Origin of the sequence: Streptomyces wedmorensis (genome assembly GCF_000716445.1) — a bacterium.
GTDB lineage: Bacteria > Actinomycetota > Actinomycetes > Streptomycetales > Streptomycetaceae > Streptomyces > Streptomyces wedmorensis.
In genome coordinates this window covers 1-1414 of sequence record NZ_JNWK01000143.1, presented here as the reverse complement: position 1 = coordinate 1414, position 1414 = coordinate 1, and the positions used below count along the sequence as shown (strand labels likewise).

3 protein-coding genes and 1 pseudogene are annotated in these 1414 nt (G+C 59.1%); 2 read left to right on the top strand and 2 right to left on the bottom strand.

Annotation, left to right across the window (positions count from 1 at the left end; translation table 11 throughout):
- Nucleotides 1-108, bottom strand: a pseudogene (locus OO54_RS45630) (IS5/IS1182 family transposase); the annotation flags it as partial.
- A 359-nt stretch (nucleotides 109-467) separates the two neighbouring features.
- On the opposite strand from OO54_RS45630, the gene OO54_RS40805 reads away from it, so the two are divergent.
- Both OO54_RS40805 and OO54_RS40800 read left to right on the top strand, forming a co-directional pair.
- Nucleotides 468-989 carry a hypothetical protein gene (locus OO54_RS40805; RefSeq protein ID WP_033212767.1) on the top strand — a complete coding sequence of 174 codons (522 nt, stop codon included), beginning with the start codon at nucleotides 468-470 and terminating at the stop codon, nucleotides 987-989.
- 13 nt (nucleotides 990-1002) lie between these two features.
- Nucleotides 1003-1182, top strand: coding sequence for a hypothetical protein (locus tag OO54_RS40800; protein ID WP_033212765.1), 180 nt, complete (start codon nucleotides 1003-1005; stop codon nucleotides 1180-1182).
- 15 nt (nucleotides 1183-1197) lie between these two features.
- Here the strand turns inward: OO54_RS40800 and OO54_RS44730 are convergent.
- The coding region (locus tag OO54_RS44730) for a transposase family protein (RefSeq protein WP_167348177.1) at nucleotides 1198-1414 on the bottom strand (217 nt) is incomplete at its 5' end.

Sequence of the window (1414 nt, the reverse complement as noted above, 5' to 3'; positions counted from 1 at the left end):
GTGGGGCGGGAGCTTGCAGCGGCGGTCACTCTCACGGGTGACGGTGAGCATGGATACCCACTCGACCAGAGCGTGCGGCAGGTCGAGTGCGGCAGGATAAGGAACCAACAGGGCTCCTGTGCCGATGGGTTGAGACTTCGAACACCTCCCTCAACGGCACGGGAGCCTCGTGCGTTGCGGAACCTCAGCCCGTCACCCGATCAGTGGCCACCCTGAAAGAGCTCTCTGTGTCAGCCACCCATGTCATCCGATCGGTGGCCGGGTTGAAAGAGCTCACTGGGCCGTCAAAGCCTGCGGCTCACGGGCACGGGGACTCAACTCGACATGGCTCGGAACCGGGCGCAGGCTTGAGTTGGAGGTCTCCATGCGCCGGTGACGTCATTCCGTCCGAGGAGACATGGACATAATAACGGTGGAAGAACTGATGAGCTGAACCCAACCCATCTCCATCTGCAAGGAGAAGGGAAATGTCTTATCCTGAATGGGATTTCGATGTCATATCCCCGGAACTCGTAGTTAGTCAGGATAATGAGGCGCGCTGCCCTATCGAGCCGAAGATCACGCTAGTTGATGCCCGGTCGTTTGACGACGCCATCGAATCGACCTGGGATCAGTATGGCTTGAGAGAGTGGAAGGGTACCGAGGATCACACCAGAGGCAACGCCAACAACATTCAGTGGCTTCTTTGCCAGATGCTTCCCTCGGAACGCCTATGTGCGTACCACTTGGGGCGAGGTATGGCGGCAGTGGCTCTTGAGGTTATCGGGTTTCCGATTTCCGAACAGTACGTGCCCCTGGTATCTCCGATGGGCAGCCTGATTGAGAGGGTCACGATCGGGGCGCCGCCGTCCTATATCTCGCAGGCCCGAGAGACACTCAGGGACTTCATGGAGGCAGAAGCAAACAGCGGGACCCAGGGGTTTGCTGCTCGCTATAGAGCGACCGAGCCCGTCCGTCCGGAAAAGGTCCGCTGGTGGCAACGCCTATGACAGGAGTTCCGCAATGAAGAACAGCAGTATCGATGCCGTCCTCGGCGAAATTTCCCAAAAGCCCGCACTGGTCAACTTTGTTGTACCCGGAATGACCTTCATCCTAACCAAAATATTGGAGGATATCACCAACACGGAAGACCAGAGATTGGTCAAAAAGCTGATCGATAGCCTCGACACGTGGGAGAAGTAGGTTTAGTGAGGATTTTCAGCGTTGACGCTCCAGAGTGAGGACGGCGGCGGCGATGGCCGTCATGCGGTTGGGGCTGCAGCGGGCTCTGCGGAAGATGCGCCAGGACTTGAGTCGCGCGACGCTTCGTTCGACGGGTGCCCGCGCCGCTGACAGGGCCCGGTTGATCGTCTGCTGGGCCGTGGTCAGGTCCCGGTTCGGGAGCCGTCTGATTGGTGTGGTCACCCAGGGGCCG

What these genes read in the sequence shown, in the direction of transcription:
- OO54_RS40805 (WP_033212767.1), top strand. Translation starts at nt 468, where the DNA reads ATGTCTTATCCTGAATGGGATTTCGATGTCATATCCCCGGAACTCGTA.
- OO54_RS40800 (WP_033212765.1), top strand. Translation starts at nt 1,003, where the DNA reads ATGAAGAACAGCAGTATCGATGCCGTCCTCGGCGAAATTTCCCAAAAG.